The 25,280-nt window shown below is 70.0% G+C and carries 24 protein-coding genes and 1 pseudogene; 20 read left to right on the top strand and 5 right to left on the bottom strand.

Going from position 1 to position 25,280, the window contains the following annotated elements:
• Together D3105_RS17810 and D3105_RS17805 are read right to left on the bottom strand one after the other, a co-directional pair.
• Nucleotides 1–312 (bottom strand): annotated as a pseudogene (locus D3105_RS17810) (hypothetical protein); the annotation flags it as partial.
• Nucleotides 313–321: 9 nt separating this feature from the next.
• Nucleotides 322–831, bottom strand: coding sequence for a SigE family RNA polymerase sigma factor (locus D3105_RS17805; protein ID WP_079137825.1), 510 nt, complete (start codon nt 829–831; stop codon nt 322–324).
• Nucleotides 832–1,015: 184 nt separating this feature from the next.
• On the opposite strand from D3105_RS17805, the gene D3105_RS17800 reads away from it, so the two are divergent.
• Complete coding sequence (locus tag D3105_RS17800; RefSeq protein WP_118904149.1) at nt 1,016–1,708, top strand: demethylmenaquinone methyltransferase; 693 nt, start codon at nt 1,016–1,018, stop codon at nt 1,706–1,708.
• Between the two features lie 69 nt (nt 1,709–1,777).
• On the opposite strand, the gene D3105_RS17795 is transcribed toward D3105_RS17800, so the two are convergent.
• Nucleotides 1,778–2,305, bottom strand: a complete 528-nt coding sequence (locus D3105_RS17795) for a GNAT family N-acetyltransferase (protein ID WP_118904148.1) — start codon at nt 2,303–2,305, stop codon at nt 1,778–1,780.
• A 97-nt stretch (nt 2,306–2,402) separates the two neighbouring features.
• Here D3105_RS17795 and D3105_RS17790 point away from each other — a divergent pair, with 97 nt between their 5' ends.
• On the top strand, nt 2,403–3,686 hold the full coding sequence (locus D3105_RS17790) for a geranylgeranyl reductase family protein (protein WP_030578379.1): 1,284 nt from the start codon (nt 2,403–2,405) through the stop codon (nt 3,684–3,686).
• Here the strand turns inward: D3105_RS17790 and D3105_RS17785 are convergent.
• Nucleotides 3,652–4,293 (bottom strand): CGNR zinc finger domain-containing protein, encoded by a 642-nt coding sequence (locus D3105_RS17785; RefSeq protein ID WP_118904147.1) that lies wholly within the window; start codon nt 4,291–4,293, stop codon nt 3,652–3,654. The two genes, D3105_RS17790 and D3105_RS17785, sit on opposite strands and share 35 nt — an antisense overlap.
• Nucleotides 4,294–4,389: 96 nt before the next feature.
• Here D3105_RS17785 and D3105_RS17780 point away from each other — a divergent pair, with 96 nt between their 5' ends.
• The 3 genes from D3105_RS17780 to D3105_RS17775 all read left to right on the top strand — a co-directional run bounded on the left by D3105_RS17780 (nt 4,390) and on the right by D3105_RS17775 (nt 7,158).
• A complete protein-coding gene (locus D3105_RS17780; protein ID WP_118904150.1) occupies nt 4,390–5,127 on the top strand; it encodes a metallophosphoesterase in 738 nt (245 codons plus the stop codon).
• Nucleotides 5,128–5,399: 272 nt separating this feature from the next.
• Nucleotides 5,400–5,576 (top strand): hypothetical protein, encoded by a 177-nt coding sequence (locus D3105_RS34600; protein ID WP_165891036.1) that lies wholly within the window; start codon nt 5,400–5,402, stop codon nt 5,574–5,576.
• Nucleotides 5,577–5,913: 337 nt separating this feature from the next.
• On the top strand, nt 5,914–7,158 hold the full coding sequence (locus D3105_RS17775; RefSeq protein ID WP_118904146.1) for a Cmx/CmrA family chloramphenicol efflux MFS transporter: 1,245 nt from the start codon (nt 5,914–5,916) through the stop codon (nt 7,156–7,158).
• A 1-nt stretch (nt 7,159) separates the two neighbouring features.
• On the opposite strand, the gene D3105_RS17770 is transcribed toward D3105_RS17775, so the two are convergent.
• Nucleotides 7,160–7,999 carry a C40 family peptidase gene (locus D3105_RS17770; protein WP_097875889.1) on the bottom strand — a complete coding sequence of 280 codons (840 nt, stop codon included), beginning with the start codon at nt 7,997–7,999 and terminating at the stop codon, nt 7,160–7,162.
• 788 nt (nt 8,000–8,787) lie between these two features.
• Between D3105_RS17770 and D3105_RS17765 the strand changes: the two genes are divergently transcribed.
• The 15 genes from D3105_RS17765 to D3105_RS17695 all read left to right on the top strand — a co-directional run.
• The gene (locus tag D3105_RS17765) at nt 8,788–9,147 is read left to right on the top strand and encodes an NADH-quinone oxidoreductase subunit A (protein ID WP_003967084.1); all 360 of its coding nucleotides are present in this window, start codon (nt 8,788–8,790) and stop codon (nt 9,145–9,147) included.
• 18 nt (nt 9,148–9,165) lie between these two features.
• Nucleotides 9,166–9,720 (top strand): NuoB/complex I 20 kDa subunit family protein, encoded by a 555-nt coding sequence (locus tag D3105_RS17760; protein ID WP_010060943.1) that lies wholly within the window; start codon nt 9,166–9,168, stop codon nt 9,718–9,720.
• The gene (locus tag D3105_RS17755) at nt 9,717–10,448 is read left to right on the top strand and encodes an NADH-quinone oxidoreductase subunit C (RefSeq protein WP_118904145.1); all 732 of its coding nucleotides are present in this window, start codon (nt 9,717–9,719) and stop codon (nt 10,446–10,448) included. The genes D3105_RS17760 and D3105_RS17755 overlap by 4 nt, the downstream gene beginning before the upstream one ends.
• Nucleotides 10,448–11,770, top strand: a complete 1,323-nt coding sequence (locus D3105_RS17750; RefSeq protein WP_030799048.1) for an NADH-quinone oxidoreductase subunit D — start codon at nt 10,448–10,450, stop codon at nt 11,768–11,770. Before D3105_RS17755 ends, D3105_RS17750 begins: the two co-directional genes overlap by 1 nt.
• Nucleotides 11,771–11,799: 29 nt before the next feature.
• Nucleotides 11,800–12,624, top strand: a complete 825-nt coding sequence (gene nuoE, locus D3105_RS17745) for an NADH-quinone oxidoreductase subunit NuoE (RefSeq protein WP_118904144.1) — start codon at nt 11,800–11,802, stop codon at nt 12,622–12,624.
• A complete protein-coding gene (gene nuoF, locus D3105_RS17740) occupies nt 12,621–14,003 on the top strand; it encodes an NADH-quinone oxidoreductase subunit NuoF (RefSeq protein WP_023608518.1) in 1,383 nt (460 codons plus the stop codon). Before nuoE ends, nuoF begins: the two co-directional genes overlap by 4 nt.
• Nucleotides 14,000–16,510: an NADH-quinone oxidoreductase subunit G gene (locus D3105_RS17735; protein ID WP_118904143.1), complete on the top strand. Its 2,511-nt coding sequence runs from the start codon at nt 14,000–14,002 to the stop codon at nt 16,508–16,510. Before nuoF ends, D3105_RS17735 begins: the two co-directional genes overlap by 4 nt.
• Nucleotides 16,507–17,910 carry an NADH-quinone oxidoreductase subunit NuoH gene (nuoH, locus tag D3105_RS17730; protein ID WP_118904142.1) on the top strand — a complete coding sequence of 468 codons (1,404 nt, stop codon included), beginning with the start codon at nt 16,507–16,509 and terminating at the stop codon, nt 17,908–17,910. Before D3105_RS17735 ends, nuoH begins: the two co-directional genes overlap by 4 nt.
• Nucleotides 17,903–18,598 carry an NADH-quinone oxidoreductase subunit NuoI gene (gene nuoI / locus D3105_RS17725; RefSeq protein ID WP_118904141.1) on the top strand — a complete coding sequence of 232 codons (696 nt, stop codon included), beginning with the start codon at nt 17,903–17,905 and terminating at the stop codon, nt 18,596–18,598. The genes nuoH and nuoI overlap by 8 nt, the downstream gene beginning before the upstream one ends.
• On the top strand, nt 18,595–19,464 hold the full coding sequence (locus D3105_RS17720) for an NADH-quinone oxidoreductase subunit J (protein WP_118904140.1): 870 nt from the start codon (nt 18,595–18,597) through the stop codon (nt 19,462–19,464). Before nuoI ends, D3105_RS17720 begins: the two co-directional genes overlap by 4 nt.
• Nucleotides 19,461–19,760: an NADH-quinone oxidoreductase subunit NuoK gene (gene nuoK / locus D3105_RS17715; protein ID WP_015610624.1), complete on the top strand. Its 300-nt coding sequence runs from the start codon at nt 19,461–19,463 to the stop codon at nt 19,758–19,760. The genes D3105_RS17720 and nuoK overlap by 4 nt, the downstream gene beginning before the upstream one ends.
• Before the next feature lie 12 nt (nt 19,761–19,772).
• A complete protein-coding gene (nuoL, locus tag D3105_RS17710; RefSeq protein WP_118904139.1) occupies nt 19,773–21,668 on the top strand; it encodes an NADH-quinone oxidoreductase subunit L in 1,896 nt (631 codons plus the stop codon).
• A 4-nt stretch (nt 21,669–21,672) separates the two neighbouring features.
• Nucleotides 21,673–23,244 carry an NADH-quinone oxidoreductase subunit M gene (locus tag D3105_RS17705; RefSeq protein WP_118904138.1) on the top strand — a complete coding sequence of 524 codons (1,572 nt, stop codon included), beginning with the start codon at nt 21,673–21,675 and terminating at the stop codon, nt 23,242–23,244.
• Complete coding sequence (nuoN, locus tag D3105_RS17700; RefSeq protein ID WP_206272783.1) at nt 23,241–24,905, top strand: NADH-quinone oxidoreductase subunit NuoN; 1,665 nt, start codon at nt 23,241–23,243, stop codon at nt 24,903–24,905. The genes D3105_RS17705 and nuoN overlap by 4 nt, the downstream gene beginning before the upstream one ends.
• A 167-nt stretch (nt 24,906–25,072) precedes the next feature.
• Nucleotides 25,073–25,280, top strand: a 208-nt coding sequence (locus tag D3105_RS17695; RefSeq protein ID WP_338103993.1) for a DEAD/DEAH box helicase, incomplete at its 3' end; no start/stop codon positions are given.

Raw genomic sequence — 25,280 nt, 5'->3', positions numbered from 1 at the left:
ATCTGGTGTCCGACGCCGTCCGGGAGGGCCACCGGCGGCGGGACCCGTGTCCGGCCCTGGCAACAGCCGGGGGCCGAGCACGGAGAGGCCCAGGGTCAGCCCGGTCACCGCGACGAACGCGCCCGCGACCGCATACCCCCGGCTCCTGGCCCGCCGCCGGTGGCCCTCCCGGACGGCGTCGGACACCAGATCGGGCTGGAGGGTGAGGGCGCCGACGGTCCGGTGCAGGGCGTCCCGGAACAGGTCCTCGTCCCGGACCCGCTTGTCGTCACGCGTGCGGCGCGGCAGGTGCTCGTACGGTTCAGGGGTCATGACCGGCCCTCAGCTTCCGGTGGAGTAGAGCTGGACGTCGCCCATCCGGGCGCGCAGGCGGACGAGCGAACGCGAGCACTGGCTCTTCACCGTGGACTCACTGCACCGCAGCAGCGACGCCACGGTTTCCACGCTCAGGTCGTCCCAGTAGCGCAGGACGACCATCGCCCGTGCCCGGGGCGGAAGTTCGGCGAGAAGGCCGAGCAGAGTGACCCGGAGGTCGGCGCCCGGCGCGGGATTGGGGTGCGGGCGGGGCGCGTTGCGGTTGTGGGCGAGCAGATCCCGTACGGAGCGGCGGCGTTCGGCCACGAAGGTGCGCACCAGCACGGTCTTGGCGTAGGCGTCGAGGTTGTCCGCCCGGCTCGCCCTGCGCCAGTGCTGGAACAGCTTGGCGAGCGTCGTCTGTGTCAGGTCCTGCGCACCCTCGGTGTCTCCGCACAGCAGGTAGGCCGTCCGGTACAGCCGGCGCTGCCCGGTCCTGGCGTACGCCTCGAACGCGGCGCGCTCGCCGTCCGCCATGGCGGGCTGAGCCCCTGCCGGCATCCGCCCTCCTCTCTCGCTCTCCTCGACTCCCACCCGTTACAGAGCACCCGTGTGCCGAAAAGGTTGAAGAGAAGTGAAGATCAGTTCGAGCCGGTGTGTGCGCCCGCCCGACCACGGGTCCCCGGGCGGGCGGGCGACATCNGGCTGCTTGAATGGAAGGGTGACCCGAGCCTCCCTGGAAAAGCAGCCGCACGAAGTCGCCTCGATGTTCGACGGTGTGGCGGCCAACTACGACCTGACCAACGACGTGATCTCGCTCGGCCAGGCCCGGCTGTGGCGCAAGGCGGTCGCGGCGGCGGTCGACGCCCGCCCCGCGCAGAAGATCCTCGACCTGGCGGCCGGTACGGCGACCTCCTCGCAGCCCTTCGTCAAGGCGGGTGCCTACGTCGTGCCGTGCGACTTCTCGCTCGGCATGCTCAAGGTCGGCAAGGAACGCCACCCGTGGATGCCGTTCACGGCGGGCGACGGGATGAAGCTGCCGTTCAAGGACGAGACGTTCGACACCGTCACGATCTCCTTCGGGCTGCGCAACATCCAGGACACCGATGTGGCGCTGCGCGAGCTGTACCGGGTGACGAAGCCCGGCGGCCGGGTCGTGATCTGCGAGTTCTCCCAGCCGACCTGGGCCCCGTTCCGCACGGTCTACACGGAGTACCTGATGCGGGCGATCCCGCCGGCCGCCCGCGCGGTGTCGTCCAACCCGGACGCGTACGTCTACCTCGCCGAGTCCATCCGCGACTGGCCCGACCAGCCCGCCCTCGCCGCACTGCTCCAGAAGGCGGGCTGGTCGAAGGTCGCATGGCGCAACCTGACCGGCGGCGTGGTGGCCCTGCACCGGGCCACCCGCGCCTGACGGCGGATCAAGACCTGCCCAGCGTCAACAACGCTCGTGGTCAATACACCTAGGACCTGGCGTTCGGTCTCACAACTCCAGCCGGAAGCAGACGGCCTCCGCGCCGCGGGGGGTCTCGTACGACTCGGCCCGCCGCATCCCGAGCCGATCCGCGACCGCCATCGACCGTGCGTTACGGGAGTGGATCATCGCGACCACCTCGTCCACCCCGGCCGCCCGCACCCGCTCCAACGCGGCGCGGGCGGCGGCGGTGGCGTACCCGCGCCCCCACGCCGTACGCCCCAGGCGCCAGCCGATCTCGATCGCGCCGACCGGTCCGTAATGCGTGTGCGGCCACGGCTGCGCCCCGGTGAAGCCGAGCACGGTGTCCGCCTCGTCCATGAGCGTCCACAGGCAGTAGCCGAGCTGGGCGTCGTGGCGGCGCTGGCGGGCGGTGAGCTCCTCGTACACGGAGAAGTCGGCCCGCCGACCGCCGAAGAACTCCATCACCTCGGGGTCGTCGAAGACCCGGTACCAGGTCAGGGCGTCTTCGTCGGTCGGAACACGGAGGCGTACGGCGGGGGCCGAAGCGTGGGGCGTGGCAGGCGCGATCGACATGAGGGAGCCCTTCGGAGGGTTGGTTCGCAGGCCCCCATAGACTGCACGGGACATGTGCCGCGCGGCACGCGAATTCGAGTCTTCGGGAGATCCGACCGTGACCGAGCCCCTCTCCGAGCACAGCGCGGATGTCATCGTCGTCGGAGCGGGCCCTGCCGGCTCCACGACCGCGTACTACCTCGCCAAGGCCGGACTCGACGTCCTGCTGCTGGAAAAGACGGCCTTCCCCCGGGAGAAGGTCTGCGGCGACGGGCTCACGCCCCGCGCCACGAAACAGCTTGTCGCCATGGGGATCGACATCTCCGAGGAGGCCGGCTGGCTGCGCAACAAGGGCCTGCGCATCATCGGCGGCGGCGTCCGCCTCCAGCTCGACTGGCCGGACCTCGCCTCCTACCCGGACTACGGGCTGGTCCGTAAACGCGACGACTTCGACGAGCAGCTGGCCCGCCAGGCGCAGAAGGCGGGCGCCCGCCTCCACGAGCGCTGCAACGTCGGTGCGCCCATCCGCGACGAGCGCACGGGCCGGATCACCGGCGTCGAGGCGAAGATCGGTGAGGAGAAGACCCCGGTCACCTTCCACGCCCCGCTCGTCGTCGCCGCCGACGGCAACTCCACCCGCCTCTCCCTCGCGATGGGCCTGCACCGCCGCGACGACCGCCCGATGGGCGTCGCCGTCCGCACGTACTTCACCTCGCCCCGCCACGACGACGACTACCTGGAGTCCTGGCTGGAGCTGTGGGACCGGCGCGGCGCCGAGGACCGCCTGCTGCCCGGCTACGGCTGGATCTTCGGCATGGGCGACGGCACCTCCAATGTCGGCCTCGGTATCCTCAACTCCTCCTCCGCCTTCAAGGAGCTGGACTGGCGCGAGGTCCTCAAGGCCTGGTGCGCCTCGATGCCGGAGGACTGGGGCTACACCCCCGAGAACATGACGATGCCCATCCGGGGCGCGGCCCTCCCCATGGCCTTCAACCGCCAGCCGCACTACACCAAGGGCCTCCTCCTCGTCGGCGACGCGGGCGGCATGGTCAACCCGTTCAACGGCGAGGGCATCGCGTACGCCATGGAGTCCGGCCAGATCGCGGCCGACGTCATCGTCCAGGCCCACGCCCGCGCCACCCCCGCCCAGCGCGAACTGGCCCTGAACAACTACCCGAAGGTCCTCAAGGAGACCTACGGCGGCTACTACACGATGGGCCGCGCCTTCGTGAAGCTGATCGGCAACCCGAAGGTCATGAAGGTCGCCACCCAGCGCGGCCTGACCCACCCGCTGCTGATGAAGTTCACGCTCAAGATGCTCGCCAACCTGACCGACCCGCAGGGCGGCGACGCGATGGACCGCATCATCAACGGCCTGTCGAAGGTGGCGCCGAAGGCCTGAGGCCGGGGGAGCCCGCCGCCGCACGCGCCCGCTCGTAGTGGCGGGCCACCCGCGCCCGGTTGCCGCAGGACGGCTTGCACCACTCCTGCCTGCCGTGGCTCTTGACGAAGTACCGGACGCAGCGTGGCGCGCGGCAGGCGCGCAGGTGCTCGCGCTGCGGCCCGCTCAGGAAGTCCACGGCGTCGCGTGCCAGGGCCGCGACCAGCCGTACGCCCGGGTCGCCCTCGGCCGACAACAGGCCTGCCGTGGGCGGCCCTTCGGCGGGCCAGCGCAGTTGGGGAGCCACCGGCTCCCGGGCCGCCGCCGCGTTGAGCAGTCTCATGGCCTCGTCGACGGGCAGCAGGCGGTGGGCGTCGGCCGGGCTCGGCGGGGCCGGGCTGACCACCCGTGCGAACAGGGCCCGGACGGCGCGCCGTACGTCGACGACCGCCTCTCTCAACTCCTCGTCGAGGACCAGGTCCCCGGTGGCCGTGACGGTGGCCAGGATGCCGGGCTGGTGCTGAAGCCAGCGACGCGCTCCCCGGACCGTTTCCAGGTCGTCGAGGACTCCGCCGTCCCCGTCGTGGCGGATGGTGCTCGCCAGTGCCATCACAGGACGCTCGGTCATCGCCCACTCCTTCCGGGTCTCTTGAACGTCTGCGCTCTCCAGCCTAGGGTCCTAATGAAAGAAAGCGAATAAGCGTTAGCCGGGGGAGTGCTGCTCATGTTGCTTGCTCAGATCAGCGATCTGCATCTGGACGGCAGCGACCGCGCCAGGGACCGGGCCGACCGCGTCATGGAGTACCTGCGGGCCCTGCCCCGCCCGGTCGACGCGCTGCTGGTCACCGGGGACATCGCCGACCACGCGGCGGAGGCCGAGTACGAGGAGGCCGTACGCCTGCTGGACGCGCCGTTCCCCGTCCTCGCGTGCCCCGGGAACCACGACGCCCGCCCCGCCTACCGCAAGGCGTTCCTCGGCGAGGCCCCGGACACCACCCCCGTCAACCGGGTCCACCACATCGCCGGAACCGCCATCCTCATGTGTGATGCCACCATTCCGGGACGGGACGAGGGGCGCCTCGACGCGGAGACGCTCGCCTGGATCGACATCACGCTCGGCGCGCTCCCGGACGGCGTCCCCGCGCTGATCGCCTTCCACCAGCCGCCCGTCGAACTCCACCACCCGCTGCCGGACGCCGGGATGCTCCAGGAGCCCGAGCGGCTCGCCGCCCTGCTCGACGCCCACCCGCGGGTCGTCGCCGTCCTCACCGGGCACGCCCACACGGCCGCCGCCTCGACCTTCGCGGGCCGCCCCCTGATCGTCGGCCCCGCCGTCACCTGGACCCTGCGCCTGCCCTGGGAGGGCGACCGGCCGGCCGACCGGGACCAGCCGCCCGGCCTGGCATTTCACATCCTGGGCGAGGACCGGCGGCTGACCACCCACTTCCGTGTCGTCCTCTGACACCACCGGACGACGCCCGAAACCCGGCCCTCCGCATCCCGCCGGGAGTTAATCCTCAGCCCCAAGGGTGATCGTGTGCGATGATTTGCGCGCCTGCCGGGCCCCATCGGTGGCCAGGGCCGGCCCACGCCCGCCCCCGCCCACCCGTGGCGGCACGCGGTGCGTGCCACACTCTTTGACGCACCCTCATATCGCATCCTCTTATCGAACGCAGGCCGGCGGGGCACGGAACAAGCCGCTACAGCGCTGCTCGACCCCAAGGACAGACAGCCATGACCACCGCTTCCCTGCCCCAGCACCAGGACCTCTTCCTGGAGCCCCGCTTCGCCGTGGACCTGACCGCGCCGGACGACGACGAGGACTTCGACGCCGCGTACGACGCGGTCCCCGCGCCCACGACCTCGGCCAGGGAGCAGGAACGCTCGAACCGCCGCCCCCGCCGCCGGTAGGATCCCGTCCCATGGCCAGCCCCGAGTCGGACAGACTCCGGCCACCGGTGCGCCGGTGGCCGTGTCCGTGCTGAGCTCCGCCGGCTGACCCCTCCCGGGTCACCGGTCCCTCCGTCACGGTTCCCACGCCCGCCGGATCACCGCGGGTGCGGGCCGTTCCCTCGCGCGTACGTGCTGAAGCACCGCCGTACGCGGAGTCCGTGCCACCGGCCGATCACCGCCGGGCACTTCTTCGCGCCGCCCCGCCGGACCTCCGGCGCGGCCGTCCGCGCGGCCCGTATCCCCGCACACGGTCTGTCTGTCCACCCGACGGTTCCGTCCAAGGGGCTCCTCACCCATGCCATTCGCCGTTTACGTCCTCGGGCTCGCGGTCTTCGCCCAGGGCACCTCCGAGTTCATGCTGTCCGGGCTTCTCTCCGGCATCGCCGCCGACCTCGACGTCTCCCTCTCCGCCGCCGGCCTCCTCACCTCCGCGTTCGCCGTCGGCATGGTCCTCGGCGCACCCGTCATGGCGCTGGCCGGCCGCACCTGGCCGCGCCGCCGCGCCCTGCTCCTCTTCCTCGCGGTGTTCGTCGCCGCCCACGCCGTCGGCGCTCTCACCCCCGGCTACGGGGTTCTCCTGGCGACCCGTTTCGTCGGGGCCCTCGCCAACGCGGGGTTCTGGGCGGTCGCGCTGAGCACCGCCGTCGCGATGGTCCCCGACCGGCTGAAGGGCCGGGCCACCGCCGTGGTGGTCGGCGGCGTGACGATCGCCTGCGTGGTGGGCGTACCGGCCGGCGCTGTCCTGGGGGAGCGGTGGGGGTGGCGGTCGGCCTTCTGGGCGGTCGCGATCGTCTCGCTGCCCGCCTTCCTCGCGGTCCTGCGCAGCGTCCCGGGCGGCCGGGGCGGTACGGACGTGGGTGCCGATCCCGTGTCCGTACGGGACGAACTGCGCGTCCTGACCGGCCCCCGGCTGCGGCCGGTCCTGCTCACGATGGCCCTGGTGCAGGGGGCGACCTTCTGCACGTTCTCCTACCTGGAGCCGCTCCTCACCCGGGAGACGGGCCTGGGCGCGGGGTGGGTGCCGGTGGCCCTGGCGCTCTTCGGGGCGGGGGCGTTCGCCGGGGTCACGGCGGCCGGCCGGTACGCGGACGCCCACCCGGTCGCCGTCGTCGCCACGGGCATGGCCGCTCTGACCGTCGGCTGGTCGGCGCTGGCGCTGACGGCGGGCAGCCCCGTGCTCGCCCTGGCCCTGGTCCCGCTGCTCGGTCTGCTCGCGTTCGGTACGGGCACCGCCCTGATCACCCGGGTCCTGGGCCTCGCCCCCGAAGCCCCGACGCTGGCCGGTGCCTTCTCGACGACCGCGTTCAACCTGGGGGCGACGGTGGGCCCGTGGGCGGGCGGGCTGGCCCTGGACGCGGGGTTCGGCCACCGGGCGCCGGTCGGAGTGAGCGCCCTGCTGATGGCGGCGGCGCTGCTCGTCGCCGCGACCACGGCGAAGAGCCGCCGCCCCCGAGCGGGGGAGCGGCGGCTCTCAGCGGTGAACCGGAGCGCCCGGAGGCGCCGCGGATCGCCGGGAGAACACCCGGGGACCCGCTTGTGAATCAGAGAACGCGGACCGCGCCGGTCGGCCGGTCGTAGTCCAGGGAGCGCTGCACCGTGCCGGTGCTGGAGTTCTGCGCACCGACGAACTCGCCGCCACCGACGTAGATCGCCACGTGGTACGCGCTGCCCGCGCCGCCCCAGTAGAGGATGTCGCCGGGCTGGAGGTTGTCCAGGGAGACCTGGGTGCCGGCGGTCGACTGGGACTGGGAGACGCGCGGCAGGTCGATGCCCGCCGTGCGGTAGGCGGCCTGGACGAGGCCCGAGCAGTCCCACGCGTTCGGGCCGGTGCCGCCGGAGACGTACGCGTCGCCGACCTGGGCCTTGGCGAACGCCACGATGGAGGCGGCGGAACCGCTCACGTTCGAGGAGGAGGACGGGGCGGAGGCGGAGCTGCCGGAGTCCGAGGAGCCGGAGGAGGCGCTGAGCGTCGTGCGCTCGGAGGTCCGGGAGGCGCGCTCGGCACGCTCCTCGGCCTCCGCCTCGGCCTTGGCGGCGGCTTCGGCCTTCTTCTTGGCCTCGGCCTTGCGAACGGCCTCGGCGTGGGCCTTCTTGGCCGTCTTCGCGGCCTTCTCGGCGGCGGCGTCCTCGCTGGCCTGCGTCTCCAGGTCGAGGGCGACCTGCTGCGTGGCCTGAGCGGAGGCGGCGACAGCGGTGGAGAGGCCGTCCGTGATCGTGGGCATCTCGATCGTCTGGGTCACCGGCTCGGCCTGGGCCGGACCGGCGGCACCCGCGACCGCGATGGTGCTGAGGAAGCCACCGGCAACTCCGGCTCGCAGTGCCGACTTCGAGGCGCGCTGACGGGGCTTCCGGTGGCTGGGTATGTGAGCGGTGTGGGACATGGGTACTAGCGCTATCAGGGCTGTAGGGGTCCCATCAAGAAACGTGTGTTGCGACACAGTTACGTTCGGAATCTGTGAATCCGCTTTCTGAGCGCCTTTATTGACGCCGTAACGGGCAAAACGGGCAGTCGCGATCAGGCCCGTGATCACTGCCTTTCGGTAATACGCCCGAATTGCCCGTCGCTTACCATCCGTTCACACCGATGGCCAAGCCCGGTTTCCTGGCGCGAGGGGGCGAGTGGCGCAGGTCACAGTATGAGGATGCCGGGGCGGGCAACCCTCGCGCCCGCGTTGCGCGTGGGCGGGTCCGTCGGCGGCGGGTGACCTCCGGGCCCCCTCCGGCTCGGGAAGCGCTCCTTCCGGAAGTTCGTGAATGCGCGCACATGTCCCCTTCGGTCCCCGTCGCCCCTCGTCCGGGTGAGCGCCGAAGTCGACCGGTGCCCTTATCACCCTCGGGCCGTCCACCGCCAATTTGCTTGTACAGCCCTTCCATTGATAGCGCGACACCTCTTTGACCAGCAGTAACGCCATCGAATGTCACGTCTCGTGATCACTCGGCCGCTTCGCGTACGAAGATCACTGCTCATACGACTTCATGATCCTTCGTCAGGTGGTGGAGATCACAAAGTCGTTGTCGTACCCCGTGTCGCAGATCACAGGGGACCGGGCATAGGATGCGGGGCAGTCGGGCTTGTGAACTGCCTCACATGTGCACGATCTTGGTGAGGTGGCGAGCCGGTCGCCCGATGCGGTCCAAAGGTCAAGGACGACTGGAAGGAGCGAGGAGCGTGAATGCCTACGCGCCCATCCTCGTGCTCGGCGCCCTCGGGGCAGGGTTTGCGATCTTCTCCGTGGTCATGGCCACGCTAATCGGCCCCAAGCGCTACAACCGGGCAAAGCTCGAAGCGTACGAGTGCGGTATCGAACCCACCCCGACTCCGGCCGGAGGCGGCCGCTTTCCCATCAAGTACTACCTGACGGCGATGCTTTTCATCGTCTTCGACATCGAGATCGTCTTCCTCTATCCCTGGGCGGTTTCCTTCGACGCCCTGGGGATCTTCGGGCTCGTGGAGATGCTGCTCTTCGTGCTCACCGTCTTCGTCGCCTACGCGTATGTGTGGCGTCGCGGCGGTCTGGAATGGGACTGAGGGGCTGAGGGGCACACCATGGGACTCGAAGAGAAACTGCCGAGCGGCTTCGTCCTGACCACGGTCGAGCAGGCCGCGGGCTGGGTGCGGAAGGCCTCGGTCTTCCCGGCCACGTTCGGACTGGCCTGCTGCGCCATCGAGATGATGACGACCGGCGCGGGCCGCTACGACCTGGCCCGGTTCGGGATGGAGGTCTTCCGCGGATCGCCGCGCCAGGCGGACCTGATGATCGTCGCGGGCCGGGTGAGCCAGAAGATGGCGCCCGTCCTGCGGCAGGTCTACGACCAGATGCCGAATCCCAAGTGGGTCATCTCCATGGGGGTTTGCGCGTCATCGGGCGGTATGTTCAACAATTACGCCATTGTGCAGGGTGTTGATCACATTGTGCCGGTGGATATCTATTTGCCGGGTTGTCCGCCCCGCCCCGAGATGCTGCTGGACGCCATCCTCAAGCTCCACCAGAAGATCCAGGGCTCCAAGCTCGGGGTCAACGCGGAGGAGGCCGCCCGCGAGGCGGAGGAAGCGGCCCTCAAGGCGCTGCCCCTGATCGAGATGAAGGGGCTGCTGCGGTGACCGAGAACCCCAACGCCAACGGCGACGAGCGAAACGGCAACGCCGTACCCGCGCCGCGCGACACCGGCGGCGAGGTCATCCGCGTGCGCAAGGGCATGTTCGGCGCGAACAACGGCGGCGACACCTCCGGCTACGGCGGCCTCATCCGCACCGTCACCCTGCCGGGAGCCGCCTCCCGGCCCTACGGCGGCTGGTTCGACGAGGTGGCCGACGAGCTCGAAGGGGCCCTGGAGGAACAGGACCTGCTCCCCGCCAACGCCATCGAGAAGACCGTCGTCGACCGCGACGAGCTGACCTTCCACATCGCCCGCGAACACCTGGTCCAGGTCGCCCGCACCCTGCGCGACGACCCCGCCCTGCGCTTCGAGCTCTGCACGGGCGTCAGCGGCGTCCACTTCCCGGGCGACAAGGGCCGCGAGCTGCACGCCGTCTACCACCTGCGCTCGCTCACCCACGGCCGGATCATCCGGCTGGAGGTGTCCGCCCCGGACAGCGACCCGCACATCCCGTCGCTCGTCCAGGTCTACCCGACCAACGACTGGCACGAGCGCGAGGCGTACGACTTCTTCGGGCTCATCTTCGACGGGCACCCCGCCCTGACCCGGATCATGATGCCGGACGACTGGCAGGGCTTCCCGCAGCGCAAGGACTACCCGCTCGGCGGCATCGCCGTCGAGTACAAGGGCGCCCAGATCCCGGCTCCGGACCAGCGGAGGTCGTACTCCTGATGACCACTCCCCACGCAACACCCCGTGCCACGACCGAGGGGACCGTATATACGGTCACCGGCGGCGACTGGGACGAGGTCGTCGAATCCGCCGTGAAGTCCGACGACGAACGCATCATCGTCAACATGGGCCCCCAGCACCCGTCCACGCACGGCGTGCTCCGCCTCATCCTGGAGATCGACGGCGAGACCGTCACCGAGGCCCGCTGCGGCATCGGCTACCTCCACACCGGCATCGAGAAGAACCTCGAATTCCGCAACTGGACACAGGGCACCACCTTCGTCACGCGCATGGACTACCTGACGCCGTTCTTCAACGAGACGGCGTACTGCCTGGGCGTCGAGAAGCTCCTCGGCATCGAGGACCAGATCCCCGATCGGGCCACCGTCCTGCGCGTGCTGCTGATGGAGCTCAACCGGCTCTCCTCGCACCTGGTCTGCATCGCCACCGGCGGCATGGAGCTCGGCGCGACCACGATCATGATCTACGGCTTCCGCGATCGTGAACTGGTTCTCGACCTCTTCGAGCTGTTCACCGGACTGCGCATGAACCACGCGTTCGTCCGCCCCGGCGGCCTCGCTCAGGACCTGCCCCCGGGCGCGGTCGACCAGCTGCGCGAGTTCATCAAGACCATGAAGAAGAACCTGCCGGAGTACGACAAGCTCGCCACCGGCAACCCCATCTTCAAGGCCCGTATGCAGGACGTCGGCTACCTCGACCTCACCGGTTGCATGGCCCTCGGCGCCACCGGCCCGGTGCTGCGCTCCGCCGGCCTCCCGCACGACCTGCGCAAGACCGACCCGTACTGCGGCTACGAGACGTACGACTTCGAGGTCCCCACCGCCGACACCTGCGACTCCTACGGACGCTTCCTCATCCGGCTGGAGGAGATGCGCCAGTCGCTGCGGATCATCGAGCAGTGCATCGAGCGCCTGGAGCCGGGGCCGGTCATGGTCGCCGACAAGAAGATCGCCTGGCCCGCCCAGCTCGCGCTCGGTCCCGACGGTCTCGGCAACTCGCTCGACCACATCCGCAACATCATGGGCACCTCCATGGAAGCCCTGATCCACCACTTCAAGCTGGTGACCGAGGGCTTCCGGGTCCCCGCCGGACAGACGTACACCGCCGTCGAGTCCCCCAAGGGCGAACTCGGCGTGCACGTCGTCTCCGACGGCGGCACCCGCCCCTACCGGGTCCACTTCCGCGACCCGTCCTTCACCAACCTGCAGGCCATGGCGGCGATGTGCGAAGGCGGCCAGGTCGCCGACGTCATCGTCGCCGTCGCGTCCATCGACCCCGTGATGGGAGGCGTCGACCGGTGACCACCTCACGCCAAGACGTCAGTCTGGGGATGCCGCAGCTCCCCGCCACCCCCTACCCGGCCGAGGTGCGCGCCCGGCTCGACGCGGACGCCGAGGAGGTGATCGCCCGCTACCCCGGCAGCCGCTCCGCCCTGCTGCCACTGCTGCACCTCGTGCAGTCCGAGGAGGGATACGTCTCCCGTACGGGCATCGCCTTCTGCGCCGAGACGCTCGACCTCACCACCGCCGAGGTCACCGCCGTCTCCACCTTCTACTCCATGTACCGGCGCAGGCCGAGCGGCGACTACCAGGTCGGCGTCTGCACCAACACCCTGTGCGCGGTCATGGGCGGCGACGCCATCTTCGACACGCTCAAGGAGCACCTCGGGGTCGGCAACAACGAGACCACCGAGGACGGCAAGGTCACCCTCGAACACATCGAGTGCAACGCCGCCTGCGACTTCGCGCCCGTCGTGATGGTCAACTGGGAGTTCTTCGACAACCAGACGCCCGAGAGCGCCACACGGCTCGTCGACGACCTGATCGCCGGCCGGACCGTCGAGCCGACCCGGGGCGCCCCCCTCTGCTCGTACAAGGAGACCGCCCGCATCCTCGCCGGCTTCCCCGACGAGCGCCCCGGCGCCGTCGAGGCCACCGGCGGCGCGGGCCCCGCCTCCCTGATCGGGCTGAAGCTCGCCAAGGGCGAGGCGCTCCCCAAGGCGCGCGTGGTCTCTCCGCGCGCCGGACAGCCCCAGGACGGGCAGCCGCACGACCCTTCGCCGTCCGAGCACCTCAGCTCGCACGACGCACCGCAGCAGACCTCGGCCTCCGACCCGGAGCACCCGGCCGGGCCCGCAGCCGAGGAGGGGGAGTGATGACCTTGGCCGCCGAGATCGACCACAACGGGACGAGCCCCGAGAAGCTGCTCGCCCCCGTCCTCTCCTCCTTCTGGGACCAGCCCGAGTCCTGGACGCTGGACACCTACCGCCGCCACGAGGGCTACGAGGGGCTGCGCAAAGCGCTGGCCATGGCGCCCGATGATCTCATCGCGTACGTCAAGGACTCCGGTCTGCGCGGCCGCGGTGGCGCGGGCTTCCCCACCGGGATGAAGTGGCAGTTCATCCCGCAGGGCGATGGCAAACCGCACTATCTGGTTGTCAACGCCGACGAGTCGGAGCCGGGGACCTGCAAGGACATCCCGCTCCTCTTCGCGAACCCGCACAGCCTCATCGAGGGCATTGTGATCGCCTGTTACGCGATCCGTTCGTCGCACGCGTTCATCTACTTGCGCGGTGAGGTCGTCCCCGTGCTGCGACGACTGCACGAGGCCGTACGAGAGGCGTACGAGGCGGGCTATCTGGGGACGAACATCCTGGGTTCAGGACTCGATCTGGAACTCACGGTGCACGCGGGTGCGGGTGCGTACATCTGTGGCGAGGAAACCGCGCTGCTCGACTCTCTCGAGGGACGGCGTGGCCAGCCCCGACTGCGCCCCCCCTTCCCTGCGGTCGCCGGTCTGTACGCCTGTCCCACTGTGGTGAACAACGTCGAGTCCATCGCGTCGGTTCCCGCGATTTTGAACAAGGGCAAGGACTGGTTCAAGTCGATGGGCAGCGAGAAGTCCCCGGGCTTCACGCTCTACTCGCTCAGCGGCCACGTCACCAGCCCCGGCCAGTACGAGGCCCCGCTCGGCATCACGCTCCGCCAGCTCCTCGACATGAGCGGCGGGATGCGGGCCGGGCACCGGCTGAAGTTCTGGACTCCGGGCGGCTCCTCCACCCCGATGTTCACCGAGGAGCACCTCGACGTCCCCCTCGACTACGAGGGCGTCGGCGCCGCCGGATCCATGCTCGGCACCAAGGCGCTCCAGTGCTTCGACGAGACGACCTGCGTCGTGCGGGCCGTCACCCGCTGGACCGAGTTCTACGCCCACGAGTCCTGCGGCAAGTGCACGCCCTGCCGCGAAGGGACGTACTGGCTGGTCCAGTTGCTCCGCGACATCGAGGCCGGCAAGGGCGAGATGGCCGACCTCGACAAGCTCAACGACATCGCCGACAACATCAACGGCAAGTCGTTCTGCGCGCTCGGCGACGGCGCGGCCTCGCCGATCTTCTCCTCGCTCAAGTACTTCCGCGAGGAGTACGAGCAGCACATCACCGGCAAGGGCTGCCCCTTCGACCCCGCCCGGTCCACGGCCTGGGCCGACGACAAGAACACCGACGGCAAGAACGCTCACCGGGGGGTGAACGCATGACAGTCACCACGAGTGCGCCCTCCGGGGGCGGCGAGGCGGCGGTTCCGCCCGAGGACCTGGTCACGCTGACCATCGACGGCATCGAGATCAGCGTCCCCAAGGGGACCCTGGTCATCCGCGCCGCCGAACTCCTCGGCATCGAGATCCCGCGCTTCTGCGACCACCCGCTCCTCGATCCGGCCGGTGCCTGCCGCCAGTGCATCGTCGAGGTCGAGGGCCAGCGCAAGCCGATGGCCTCCTGCACCATCACCTGCACCGACGGCATGGTCGTCAAGTCGCAGATCACCTCTCCTGTCGCCGAGAAGGCGCAGAAGGGCGTGATGGAGCTGCTGCTGATCAACCACCCGCTGGACTGCCCCGTCTGCGACAAGGGCGGCGAGTGCCCGCTCCAGAACCAGGCGATGTCGCACGGCGGCGCCGACTCCCGCTTCGAGGGGAAGAAGCGGACCTTCGAGAAGCCCGTCCCGATCTCCACCCAGGTGCTGCTGGACCGCGAGCGGTGCGTGCTCTGCGCGCGCTGCACCCGGTTCTCCAACCAGGTGGCGGGTGACCCGATGATCGAGCTGATCGAGCGCGGCGCGCTCCAGCAGGTCGGCACCGGCGAGGGCGACCCCTTCGAGTCGTACTTCTCCGGCAACACCATCCAGATCTGCCCGGTCGGCGCGCTGACCTCGGCGGCGTACCGGTTCCGCTCCCGCCCCTTCGACCTGGTCTCCACCCCCTCGGTGTGCGAGCAGTGCTCCGGCGGCTGCGGGATGCGTACCGACCACCGGCGCGGCAAGGTCATGCGCCGCCTCGCGGCCAACGAGCCCGAGGTCAACGAGGAGTGGATCTGCGACAAGGGGAGGTTCGGCTTCCGCTACGCCCAGCAGCGCGACCGCCTCACCACCCCGCTGGTCCGCAACGCCGACGGCGAGCTGGAACCGGCGAGCTGGCCCGAGGCGCTGGAAGCCGCGGCGGCCGGACTCCTCGCCGCCCGCGGCCGTACCGGCGTGCTGACCGGCGGCCGGCTGACCGTCGAGGACTCCTACGCGTACAGCAAGTTCGCCCGGGTCGCCCTCGACACCAACGACATCGACTTCCGCTCCCGCGTCCACAGCGCCGAGGAGGCCGACTTCCTGGCCGCCCGCGTCGCCGGACGCGGCCGGGACCTCGACGGCGAAGGCGTCACGTACACCGCGCTGGAGAAGGCCCCCGCGGTCCTCCTCGTCGGGTTCGAGTCCGAGGAGGAGGCCCCCGGCGTCTTCCTCAGGCTGCGCAAGGCCCACCGCAAGCGCGGCCAGAAGACCTTCGCGCTCGCCTCGCACGCCACCCGGGGCCTGGAGAAGGCGGGCGGCACCCTGCTCCCCGCCGCCCCCGGCACCGAGACCGAGTGGCTCGACGCGCTCGCGGGCGGCGTCGGCCTGGAGGCCGAAGGGGCCGCGGCCGCCGAGGCGTTGCGCGGTGAGCACGCGCTGATCATCGTCGGCGAGCGGCTCGCGGGCGTGCCCGGGGCACTGTCCGCCGCGATCCGTACCGCCACCGCCACCGGTGCACGCCTGGTGTGGATTCCGCGCCGGGCGGGCGACCGGGGCGCGATCGAGGCCGGCGCGCTCCCCTCGCTGCTGCCCGGCGGCCGCCCGGCCACCGACCCGCGCGCCCGCGACGAGGTCGCGGAGCTGTGGCGACTGGCCGAACTGCCCTCCCGGTACGGCCGCGACACCGGCCAGATCGTCGAGGCCGCGGCCACCGGCGAACTGGGCGCGCTGCTCGTCGCCGGGGTCGGCGTCGAGGACCTGCCCGACCCCGACCGGGCCCTCCAGGCGCTGAACGAGGTCGGCTTCCTGGTCTCCCTGGAGCTGCGGCCGAGCGCGGTCACCGCCCGGGCGGACGTGGTCTTCCCGGTCGCCGCCGTCGCCGAGAAGTCCGGCACCTTCCTCAACTGGGAGGGCCGGGTCCGGATGTTCCAGGCGGCCCTGAAGCCCGAGCAGATGCCCCGGACGCTCGCGCCGACCGACTCCCGGGTGCTGCACATGCTGGCCGACGCCATGGACGTGCACTTCGCGCTCCCGGACCTGACCGCCGCCCGCCGCGAGCTGGACCGGCTCGGCGGCTGGGAGGGCGGCCACGCGGACGACCCGCGCGAGGGGGCGCAGCCGCTGCCCCGGCCCGGCGACGGCGAGGCGGTCCTCGCGGGCCACCGCATGCTGCTCGACCTCGGCCGGCTCCAGGAGGGCGACACCGCACTCGCCGGAACCCGGCACGCGTCCGTCGCCCGGCTCTCGGCGGTCACCGCCGCCGAGACCGGCGTCAAGGACGGCGACCTGCTCGCCGTCACCGGCCCCGTTGGCACCGTCGAACTGCCCCTCCAGGTCACCGATATGCCGGACCGGGTGGTCTGGGTGCCGCTGAACTCGGTGGGACGCGGCATCCCCGCCGATACCGGAGTGAACCCGGGCGGCCTCGTGCGGATCGGTCCCGCCGCCGCACCGGGCGCTCCCGTCGAACCGTCGGAGGTACGAGCGTGACTGGCCTCGCCGCACTCACGACGGCGCCCGAGGGCGTCGTCCTCGCCGCCGAGGATCTCTCGATGTTCGGCACCGACCCCTGGTGGCTCGTCGCCGTCAAGGCGGTCTTCTGCTTCGCGTTCCTGATGCTGATCGTGCTCTTCTCGATCGTCTGGGAGCGCAAGGTCGTCGCCTGGATGCAGCTGCGCATCGGCCCCAACCGGCACGGCCCCTGGGGGCTGCTCCAGTCGCTCGCCGACGGCGTCAAGCTGATGCTGAAGGAGGACGTGGTCGTCAAGGGCTCGGACAAGGCGGTCTACATCCTCGCCCCGATCCTCGCGGCGATCCCCGCCTTCATGGCGATCGCCGTCATCCCGTTCGGGCCCGCGGGCAACGAGATCTCCATCTTCGGCACCCGCACCACGATGCAGCTGACCGACCTGCCCATCGCCGCGCTGTACATCCTCGCGGTCGGCGCGGTCGGCGTGTACGGATTCGTCCTCGGCGGCTGGTCGTCGGGCTCGACGTACCCGCTGCTCGGCGGAATCCGCAGCTGTGCCCAGATGATCAGCTATGAGATCGCGATGGGCGCCGCCTTCGCCTCGGTCTTCCTCTACTCCGGCTCGATGTCGACCTCGACGATCGTGGAGGCGCAGGCGGACCGCTGGTACATCATCCTGCTTCCGGTCTCCTTCCTCATCTACATGGTGACCATGGTCGGTGAGGCCAGCCGGGCGCCGTTCGACATGCCGGAGTCCGAGGGCGACCTGGTCGGCGGCTTCAACACCGAGTACAGCTCGATCAAGTTCGCGATGTTCATGCTCGCCGAGTACATCCACATGGTCACCGTGTCGATGATCGCGGTGACGCTGTTCCTCGGCGGCTGGCGCGCTCCGTTCCCGGTCTCCGCGTTCTGGGAGGGGGCGAACCACGGCTGGTGGCCGATGCTCTGGTTCTTCCTCAAGCTCCAGGCACTGATCTTCTTCTTCATCTGGCTGCGCGGCACCCTGCCCCGGGTCCGCTACGACCAGCTGATGAAGCTCGGCTGGAAGGTCCTCATCCCGGTCTCCGTGGTCTGGCTGATGCTCGTCGCCACCGTCCGCGCGCTGCGCAACGAGGGCTACGACTTCTCCCGGATCGTGCTGTACGTCGGCGCGGCCGTGATCGCGATCCTGCTGATCTCGTTCGTCGTCGACATGTTCCGCGACCGGCGGAGGCGGGCCGAGACGGAAGCGGCCGGACCCGAGCCCGCCTTCGACCCGATGGCGGGCGGGTACCCGGTGCCGCCGCTGCCCGGTCAGACCCTGCCACCGGTGCCCCGGCGCAGGCCACGGCGGGAGCGGGAGCTCGTTGTCAGTGGTGGGTCGGATACTCAGAGTGACGGAAACGCGAGTGACGGAAAGGAGGCCGGCGGTGTCTGAGAAACCAGAACTCACGGGCTCAACGGGGTCCGCTGGGTCCTCGGGCGAATCGGGAGCGGCGGAGGAGAAGTTCCAGAACCCCGTGGCCGGCTTCGGCGTGACCTTCAAGGCCATGTTCAAGAAGCGGCTCACCGAGCAGTATCCGGAGACGCCGAAGACGACGGCGCCCCGCTTCCACGGCCGCCACCAGCTCAACCGTCACCCGGACGGCCTGGAGAAGTGCGTCGGCTGCGAGCTGTGCGCCTGGGCGTGTCCCGCAGACGCGATCTACGTGGAGGGCGCGGACAACACCGAGGAGGAGCGCTACTCCCCGGGCGAGCGCTACGGCCGCGTCTACCAGATCAACTACGCCCGCTGCATCCTGTGCGGACTCTGCATCGAGGCCTGCCCCACCCGGGCGCTGACGATGACGAACGAGTTCGAACTGGCCAACACCACCCGCGAGAGCCTCATCTACACCAAGGACGAGCTGCTCGCGGGGCTGCAGGAGGGCATGGTCGACAGCCCGCACGCGATCTACCCCGGCATGGACGAACAGGACTACTACCGGGGCGTGGTCACCGAGGCCGCCCCCGGCACCGTCCGCCAGACGGCCGTGTCCAAGGGCGAGAGCGACAAGGCCGACGAGGACCCCATCGAATCCACCCGGGCCGCCGACGCCCGGCAGGACAAGGGGGTGGACGCGTGAACGCGCTGGCCGCAGCCACCACCACCTCCACCGGCGAGGCCATCCAGTTCTGGGTCCTGGGCACCGTCGCCGTGATCGGTGCGCTCTCCACGGTCCTCATGAAGAAGGCCGTGCACAGCGCCCTGTCGCTGGCCGGGACCATGGTCGTCCTGGCCGTGTTCTATCTCGCCAACGGGGCGTATTTCCTCGGCGTCGTCCAGGTCATCGTCTACACCGGCGCGATCATGATGCTGTTCCTCTTCGTCGTCATGCTCGTCGGTGTCACCGCGGAGGACTCCCTGAAGGAGACCCTCAAGGGGCAGCGCTGGCTGGCGGCCGGATGCGCCCTCGGCTTCGGCATCCTGCTGATCGCCGGCATCGGCAACGCCTCACTCTCCACGTTCAACGGGCTGGGCGCGGCCAATGCGCGCCACGGCGGAAACGTCGAGGGACTCGCCAACCTCATCTTCACCAAGTACGTCTTCGCCTTCGAGATCACCGGCGCCCTGCTGATCACCGCATCCGTGGGGGCGATGGTGCTGACGCACCGCGAGCGCACCGAACGGGCCAAGACCCAGCGGGAGCTGGCCGAGCAGCGCGTGCGCGAGGGCAAGCACCTCCCGCCGCTCCCCGCACCCGGCGTCTACGCCCGGCACAACGCGGTGGACATCCCCGGTCTGCTCCCCGACGGCACGCCGGCCGAGCTGACCGTCATGCAGACGCTGCGGAAGCGCGGTCAGATCCGGGACGTCTCACAGGAGGCCCTCGCCGATCTCAAGGCCCTGGAACAGCGCTCCGGGGAGCGGCTCGGACGTGAGGACGCGGACGCCGTGACACGCGGGGCAGGCCCCGCGTCCGCGGCGGAGAATTCGGAGGCCGCCCAGTGAACCCGGTCAATTACCTCTATCTCGCGGCCCTGCTGTTCGCGATCGGCGCCTCCGGAGTGCTGATCCGGCGGAACGTGATCGTGCTGTTCATGTGCATCGAGCTGATGCTCAACGCGTGCAATCTGGCGCTCGTCACGTTCTCCCGGATGCACGGCAACCTCGACGGGCAGATCGTGGCGTTCTTCACGATGGTCGTCGCCGCCGCGGAAGTCGTCGTCGGACTCGCGATCATCGTGTCGTTGTTCCGCTCCCGCCACTCGGCCTCGGTCGACGACGCCAGCCTGATGAAGCTGTAAGGGGTCGGAAACGTGGAGAACCTGATTGCGCTGCTCGTCGCGGCGCCCCTGCTCGGAGCGGCGGTCCTGCTCTGCGGCGGCCGTCGGCTGGACAAGACCGGCCACTGGCTCGGTACCGCGCTCGCCGCCGCCTCGTTCGTCGTCGGACTGATCCTCTTCACCGACATGCTGGGGAAGGGCGCCGAGGACCGGGCCCTGCACCAGCACCTGTTCAGCTGGATCCCGGTGGAAGGCTTCCAGGCCGACATCGCCTTCCAGCTCGACCAGTTGTCGATGACGTTCGTCCTGCTCATCACCGGTGTGGGCACGCTGATCCACATCTACTCCATCGGCTACATGGAGCACGACGAGCGCAGGCGCCGCTTCTTCGGCTATCTCAACCTGTTCCTCGCGGCGATGCTCATCCTGGTCATCGCCGACAACTACCTGCTGCTGTACGTCGGGTGGGAGGGCGTCGGTCTGGCGTCGTTCCTGCTCATCGGCTTCTGGCAGCACAAGCCCACCGCGGCCACCGCCGCGAAGAAGGCCTTCCTGGTCAACCGGGTCGGCGACATGGGCCTGTCGATCGCCATCATGCTGATGTTCACCACCTTCGGCACCTTCGCCTTCGGGCCGGTGCTGGAGTCGGCGGACGAGACGAGCCAGGGCAAGCTGACGGCCATCGGCCTGATGCTGCTGCTGGCCGCCTGCGGCAAGTCGGCCCAGGTGCCGCTGCAGTCCTGGCTCGGTGACGCGATGGAGGGCCCGACCCCGGTCTCCGCCCTCATCCACGCCGCGACCATGGTCACCGCCGGTGTCTATCTGATCGTCCGCTCCGGCGCGATCTTCAACGCCGCCCCGGACGCCCAGCTGGTCGTCGTCATCGTCGGTGCGGTCACGCTGATCTTCGGTGCGATCGTCGGTTGCGCGAAGGACGACATCAAGAAGGCGCTCGCCGGATCCACGATGTCGCAGATCGGGTACATGATCCTCGCCGCGGGCCTCGGCCCCATCGGCTACATCTTCGCGATCATGCACCTGGTGACCCACGGCTTCTTCAAGGCCGGGCTCTTCCTCGGCGCGGGCTCCGTCATGCACGGCATGAACGACGAGGTCGACATGCGCAAGTACGGCGGCCTGCGGAAGTACATGCCGGTCACCTTCATCACCTTCGGGCTCGGCTATCTGGCCATCATCGGCTTCCCCGGCCTGTCCGGCTTCTTCTCCAAGGACAAGATCATCGAGGCTGCCTTCGCCAAGGGCGGCACCGAGGGCTGGATCCTCGGCTCGGTCGCCCTCCTGGGCGCCGCGATCACCGCGTTCTACATGACGCGCGTGATGCTGATGACGTTCTTCGGCGAGAAGCGCTGGCAGCCGGACGCGGACGGGCACGAGCCGCATCCGCACGAGTCCCCGAAGTCGATGACCATCCCGATGATCGTGCTGGCCTTCGGCTCGGTCTTCGCGGGCGGGTTCTTCGCGATCGGCGACCGGTTCGTCAACTGGCTGGAGCCGGTCACCGGTTACGACCACGGCCACTCCCCGCTGAGCGCGGCCACGGTCACCGGAGCCACCGTGGTGGCCCTGGTCATCGGCGTCGGCATCGCCTGGGCCATGTACGGCCGCAAGCCCGTCCCGGTGCTCGCCCCGCGCGGCTCGGTCCTCACCCGGGCCGCCCGCCGCGATCTCCTCCAGGACGACTTCAACCACGTGGTCCTGGTCCGCGGCGGCGAGCACCTCACCCGCTCGCTGGTCTACGTGGACCACTCCCTGGTCGACGGCGTCGTCAACGGTACGGCCGCTTCGGTCGGCGGGCTCTCCGGCCGGATGCGCAAGCTCCAGAACGGCTATGCCCGCACCTACGCGGTCTCGATGTTCGGCGGTGCGGCGGTCGTCATCGCCGCGACCCTGCTGATGAGGGCGGTCTGATCACATGTCCTTTCCCCTCCTGACCGCGACGGCGGCGCTCCCGGCGATCGGCGCGATCGCCACCGCCGCCGTCCCCGCCGCACGGCGCACCGCGGCCAAATGGCTCGCGCTGCTCTTCTCGCTCGGCACGCTCGTCCTGGCGGCCGTCGTCTTCCTCCGCTTCGAGCCGGGCGGCGACCGCTACCAGCTCACCGAGTCGCGGGCCTGGATCGCCGACTTCGGCGTCCGCTACGAACTGGGCGTCGACGGCATCGGGGTGGCGCTCCTCGGTCTCACCGCGCTGCTGATCCCGTTCGTCATCGTCGCCGCCTGGCACGACGCGGACCCCCTGGAGACGAAGTCCACGCGCTGGCGTCCGACGCAGGGCTTCTTCGCCCTGATTCTCATGGTCGAGGCCATGGTGATCCTGTCGTTCGTCGCGACGGACGTCTTCCTCTTCTACATCCTGTTCGAAGCCATGCTCATCCCGATGTACTTCCTCATCGGCGGCTTCGGCGACCGGGCCCACGCGGGCAGCGACGAGAGCGCCGCGACCCAGCGGTCGTACGCGGCGGTCAAGTTCCTCCTCTACAACCTGGCCGGCGGTCTGATCATGCTGGCCGCGGTCATCGGCCTCTACGTGGTCGCGGGGAGCTTCTCGCTCTTGGAGATCGCCGAGGCCCGCGCCAACGGCTCCCTGGAGATGGCGACCAGCACCGAGCGGTGGCTGTTCCTCGGGTTCTTCTTCGCCTTCGCGGTGAAGGCCCCGCTGTGGCCGCTGCACACCTGGCTGCCCAACGCGATGGGCGAGGCGACCGCCCCGGTCGCCGTGCTGATCACCGCGATCGTCGACAAGGTCGGCACGTTCGCGATGCTCCGCTTCTGCCTCGGGCTCTTCCCGGAGGCCAGCAAGTGGGCGACGCCGGTGGTCATCACCCTGGCGCTGATCTCCATCGTGTACGGGGCGCTCCTCGCGGTCGGCCAGCGCGACATCAAGCGGCTCATCGCCTACGCCTCGATCTCGCACTTCGGCTTCATCATCCTGGGCATCTTCGCGATGACCAGCCAGGGCCAGTCGGGCGCCACGCTCTACATGGTCAACCACGGCATCTCCACGGCCGCCCTGCTGCTGGTCGCGGGCTTCCTGATCACCCGGCGCGGCTCGCGGCTCATCGCGGACTACGGCGGGGTGCAGAAGGTCGCCCCCGTGCTGGCCGGGACGTTCCTCATCGGCGGGCTCGCCACCCTGTCGCTGCCCGGACTCGCTCCGTTCGTCAGCGAGTTCCTGGTCCTGGTCGGCACGTTCAGCGCGTATCCGGTGGCCGGCATCATCGCCACCTCCGGCATCGTGCTCGCCGCGCTCTACGTCCTGGTCCTCTACCAGCGCACGATGACCGGCCCGGTGCAGGAATCGGTCCGCTCCATGCCGGACCTCCGGGCCCGTGAGCTGGCGGTCGCGGTTCCGCTGATCGCCGTGCTGATCTTCCTGGGCGTCTTCCCGAAGCCGCTCACCGAGGTCGTCAACCCGGCGGTGGAGCACACCATGTCCGACGTACAGAAGAAGGACCCCCAGCCCGAGGTGGAGGCCGCCAAGTGAGCGCAACAGCTGTCCACAGCCTGTGGACGACGGCGAGCGGGGTGACAGCGGCGGCGCCGGGCGACTCGTTCACGGCGCCGAAGATCGAGTACACCCAGCTGATGCCGGTCCTGATCATCGTGGTCGCCGCCGTCCTGGGCATCCTGGTCGAGGCCTTCGTGCCGCGCCGGGCCCGCTACCACACCCAGCTCTTCCTGACCGTGGTGGCGGTCGCCGCCTCGTTCGCCGCGATCGTCGGCCTCGCCGCAGGGGGATACGGCACCACGAAGGCGCAGATCGCGGCCATGGGCGCCATCGCGATCGACGGCCCCACCCTGTTCCTGCAAGGCACCATTCTCCTGGTCGCCATGGTGGCGGTGTTCACCTTCGCCGAACGCCGCCTCGATCCCAGCAGCGACGGAAACCGGGTCGACTCGTTCGCCGCCCAGCCCGGGGCCGTACCGGGCGGTGAGGGCGAGAAGGCCGCGATCCGGGCCGGGTTCACCACCACCGAGGTCTTCCCGCTGCTGCTCTTCTCGGTGGCGGGGCTGCTGGTCTTCCCGGCCGCCAACGACCTGCTGACCCTCTTCATCGCGCTGGAAGTCTTCTCGCTCCCGCTCTACCTCCTGTGCGCCGTCGCCCGCCGCAAGCGGCTGATGTCGCAGGAGGCGGCCGTGAAGTACTTCCTGCTCGGCGCGTTCTCCTCGGCGTTCCTCCTCTTCGGGATCGCCCTCATCTACGGCTACGCGGGCTCCCTCTCGTACGCCGCGATCGCCAACGTCGTCGACGGCTCGGTCCTGGAGATCGACCCCGCCCTCGCCGACACCATGGGCAACGACGCGCTGCTGCTCATCGGCGGCGCGATGATCCTGACCGGCCTGCTCTTCAAGGTCGGCGCCGTCCCGTTCCACATGTGGACCCCGGACGTCTACCAGGGCGCCCCGACCCCGGTCACCGGCTTCATGGCGGCGGCCACGAAGGTCGCCGCGTTCGGTGCGCTGCTGCGCCTGCTGTACGTGGCGCTGCCGGGCCTCACCTGGGACCTGCGGCCGGTCATGTGGGCGGTGGCGATCGTCACGATGCTGGGCGGGGCGATCGTCGCGATCACCCAGACCGACATCAAGCGTCTGCTTGCCTACTCCTCGATCGCGCACGCGGGCTTCATCCTCGCGGGCGTCATCGCGGCCAACCCGGAGGGCATCTCCTCGGTCCTCTTCTACCTGCTGGCCTACTCCTTCGTGACGGTCGGCGCGTTCGCCGTGGTCACGCTGGTGCGGGACGCGGGCGGCGAGGCCACCCACCTGTCGAAGTGGGCCGGGCTCGGCCGCCGCTCGCCGCTGGTCGCGGCGGTCTTCGCGGTGTTCCTGCTGGCCTTCGCGGGGATCCCGCTGACCTCAGGGTTCTCCGGCAAGTTCGCGGTGTTCAAGGCGGCGGCGGAGGGCGGGGCCGGGGCACTGGTCGTCGTCGGTGTGCTCTCGTCGGCCGTCGCGGCGTTCTTCTACATCCGCGTGATCGTCCTGATGTTCTTCAGCGAGCCGAAGGCGGACGGCCCCACGGTCGCCGTCCCGTCCCCGCTGACCATGACGACGATCGCGGTCGGCGTCGCCGTCACCCTGGTGCTGGGCCTGGCCCCGCAGTACTTCCTGGACCTGGCGAGCCAGGCGGGGGTCTTCGTGCGGTAGCCCGCGCGGGAAGCCCCGCAGCATGAGCGACAGCAGCGCCGGACGGTCGGTTATCCACAGACCGTCCGGCGTTGTCGTTGGCTCCGCCTATCGTGGACGGGGACGAGAGCAGGACGGGACAGGGCCGGGCGAGCGGACCCTCGGGGGACAGAGCATTGGGCGTGAGCATGGACGAGACCACCGGGACGGTGACCGACACCGGCGCGGGAGGCGAGAGCGAGGCGCGGCGGACGCTGCACCGCGTCTTCGGGTACGAGTCGTTCCGCGGCGAGCAGGGCGCGATCATCGAGCACGTGGTGGCGGGCGGCGACGCGGTCGTGCTCATGCCCACCGGCGGCGGAAAGTCCCTCTGCTACCAGATCCCGTCCCTGGTCC

This window comes from Streptomyces globisporus (assembly GCF_003501885.1).
GTDB classification, from domain to species: Bacteria; Actinomycetota; Actinomycetes; order Streptomycetales; family Streptomycetaceae; genus Streptomyces; species Streptomyces globisporus_D.
This window is presented reverse-complemented; position numbering and strand designations above follow the sequence as displayed.

Coding starts and splice junctions, on each gene's coding strand:
- D3105_RS17805 (WP_079137825.1), bottom strand. CDS start 831: ATGGCGGACGGCGAGCGCGCCGCGTTCGAGGCGTACGCCAGGACCGGG.
- D3105_RS17795 (WP_118904148.1), bottom strand. CDS start 2,305: ATGTCGATCGCGCCTGCCACGCCCCACGCTTCGGCCCCCGCCGTACGC.
- D3105_RS17785 (WP_118904147.1), bottom strand. CDS start 4,293: ATGACCGAGCGTCCTGTGATGGCACTGGCGAGCACCATCCGCCACGAC.
- D3105_RS17780 (WP_118904150.1), top strand. CDS start 4,390: ATGTTGCTTGCTCAGATCAGCGATCTGCATCTGGACGGCAGCGACCGC.
- D3105_RS34600 (WP_165891036.1), top strand. CDS start 5,400: ATGACCACCGCTTCCCTGCCCCAGCACCAGGACCTCTTCCTGGAGCCC.
- D3105_RS17775 (WP_118904146.1), top strand. CDS start 5,914: ATGCCATTCGCCGTTTACGTCCTCGGGCTCGCGGTCTTCGCCCAGGGC.
- D3105_RS17770 (WP_097875889.1), bottom strand. CDS start 7,999: ATGTCCCACACCGCTCACATACCCAGCCACCGGAAGCCCCGTCAGCGC.
- D3105_RS17760 (WP_010060943.1), top strand. CDS start 9,166: ATGGGACTCGAAGAGAAACTGCCGAGCGGCTTCGTCCTGACCACGGTC.
- D3105_RS17750 (WP_030799048.1), top strand. CDS start 10,448: ATGACCACTCCCCACGCAACACCCCGTGCCACGACCGAGGGGACCGTA.
- nuoE (WP_118904144.1), top strand. CDS start 11,800: ATGCCGCAGCTCCCCGCCACCCCCTACCCGGCCGAGGTGCGCGCCCGG.
- D3105_RS17735 (WP_118904143.1), top strand. CDS start 14,000: ATGACAGTCACCACGAGTGCGCCCTCCGGGGGCGGCGAGGCGGCGGTT.
- D3105_RS17705 (WP_118904138.1), top strand. CDS start 21,673: ATGTCCTTTCCCCTCCTGACCGCGACGGCGGCGCTCCCGGCGATCGGC.